Annotated in this window: 3 protein-coding genes; all 3 read left to right on the top strand. The window is 73.4% G+C overall.

Features of this window, described 5'->3' with window-relative positions:
- Window positions 1-32: 32 nt before the first annotated feature.
- Window positions 33-482 (top strand): DUF6228 family protein, encoded by a 450-nt coding sequence (locus EF903_RS32070; protein WP_260616209.1) that lies wholly within the window; start codon window positions 33-35, stop codon window positions 480-482.
- Between the two features lie 124 nt (window positions 483-606).
- Window positions 607-1,305 carry a hypothetical protein gene (locus EF903_RS32065; RefSeq protein WP_125548467.1) on the top strand — a complete coding sequence of 233 codons (699 nt, stop codon included), beginning with the start codon at window positions 607-609 and terminating at the stop codon, window positions 1,303-1,305.
- Window positions 1,306-1,367: 62 nt separating this feature from the next.
- Window positions 1,368-1,969 (top strand): hypothetical protein (locus EF903_RS32060; protein WP_148142642.1); only part of this gene is annotated, 602 nt, incomplete at its 3' end.

Raw genomic sequence — 1,969 nt, 5'->3', positions numbered from 1 at the left:
CCCCCCTCCCCCTCCCGACTACGGTGTGTCCCGTGAACCACCCCGACGATTCGCCGCACGTGACCCTGCAGTGCCAGGACGACACCTCCGTCGGAGTCCGCTTCGCGGACCGGTCCGCATCCGACGGGTACTGCGTGCAGTACGCGGTGGAGCTGTGGGCCCCGGGCATGGCCGCGCGGCTCGACGGCGCCGTGGCCTGGATCCGCGGCAGCGACCTCGCACCCTTCCTGGCCGGGCTGGCCGAGGACTTCCGCGGCTGGGACGGCGAGCGCACCTGGCAGACCCACGACGGCGACCTGGCCGTGACGGCGGTCCACCGCTCCGGCGGGCACATCGGTCTGACCTGGACGCTGCGCCCCTGGCGGCGGTCGGCCGGCGACTGGAGCGCCTCGGCGACGACATGGCTGGAAGCCGGAGAAGCCATGCGCTCTTTCGCCGCCGACATCGGCCGTTTCCTCGCCTGGGAACCGGCCCACCCGTAGACGGCCCCGCAAGGCCCGGGCCGCCACGGACAAGATCGACATCAGAGTGTAGAGCCCACTGAACGCGACATCCGGGGCATCGGGGATGCTGGTCCTCCGCACGGTCGCGAAAGGGGCGGCAGCCATGGGGACTTGGCAGCAGCAGTTACGGACGGCCCGCACGTGGCGGGACTACCGCCGAGCCCTCCACACCTTCTGGATGGACGGCCTCGACGTCGACACGCTCGGCGAGCTGGGCCGGACCATGGCCGAAAGGGCGGCCCCGGCATTTCCCGGGCGCGCCGCCGCCGACGGCTTCGACCGGGTCCTCGACCGGACCCTCCCCGATGCCCCGCCGGACTGGGCGGAAGTCGAGTTGTGCGTGCGGACCCGCGCCGAGCACCGGCCGGGCGAGGACGCCGACGGCCTCGTCGCCCAATGGGCCGACGGCTACCGCGCATGCGGAGGCGACCCCGGGCCCCGCACACCGCAGCGACGCCTGGCACAGCCGCGGTGGAGGCGGCGGGCCGCCTGGACCGCGGCGGTGCTGCTCATCGCCGCCGTGATCAAGTGGTCGGACGACGGCGCGAACGGCACCGACCCCTCACCGAGGGTGTGGGCCTACGACTCGCCCACCGAAGGCGGCGACGCGCACCACAACGGCTTCTACGAGCCCGGCCAGCAGTTTTACGTCCAGTGCCAGGTCACCAACGGCCGGACCTTCCCCCTCGGCGACAGCTACAAGGGCCCCGGCCGTGAAGGCGTGTGGTACCGCGTCCAGCCCGGCAAGTGGGTCCCCGCGGCATACGTCGACGCCGGCACTGCTCCCCTGCCCGCCTGCTGAACCCCTTCCGCACCGCGCCCACACCGCATCCACCGGCACCACCGGTGAGAGGGAGCCGAACCGTGTCACGATCCGATGCACCCCGACGGAAGAGCCGCAGGCTCGCGCTGAGCGCGGCGGCGGTGACGGCGGTCGCCGTTACCGCCGCCGGAGCCGGATACCTGGCGGGCCGCGGCGAGCCGACCGCCCCCGACCGGCCCGGCGTCGAGATGGCCGGCAAGCCGGGCGCGCTGCCCCACCCGGAGATCACCCGGTTCTCGGGCGTCAGCCGCGTGAAGTCCGACAGCCCCGGTCACCCCGTCAAGATCCGTCCTTGTCCCGGCCCCGCTCCGTACGGAAGCCACGGCTGCCACGAGTCGTCCCTCCGCTTCCTTCCCGACGACACCCCCGTCCGCATGTGGTGCTGGACCGACGGCACGGCCCCCGACACCCGCGCGCCGTCCGACAAGCGCTGGTTCTACGTCATCGAGGCCGACGGCAGCCCCCACCCCGGCGAGGCGGGGTACGTCCACTCGGCACTGATCCCGACCGCCGAACAGGTCCGGGTGCCGGAGTGCACCACCCAGCGGCTCCTGGAGGCGGCCCCGCTGCCTCCAGGAGCCGCTGGGTGGTGCACTCCGGCACCCGGACCTGTTCGGCGGTCGGGATCAGTGCCGAGTGGACG

It is taken from the genome of Streptomyces sp. WAC05292 (genome assembly GCF_003949955.1).
Lineage (GTDB): Bacteria > Actinomycetota > Actinomycetes > Streptomycetales > Streptomycetaceae > Streptomyces > Streptomyces globosus.
The sequence above is the reverse complement of the archived record's forward strand: the minus strand, read 5'-3'. Positions and strand labels throughout refer to the sequence as shown.

Coding starts and splice junctions, on each gene's coding strand:
- EF903_RS32065 (WP_125548467.1), top strand. CDS start 607: ATGGGGACTTGGCAGCAGCAGTTACGGACGGCCCGCACGTGGCGGGAC.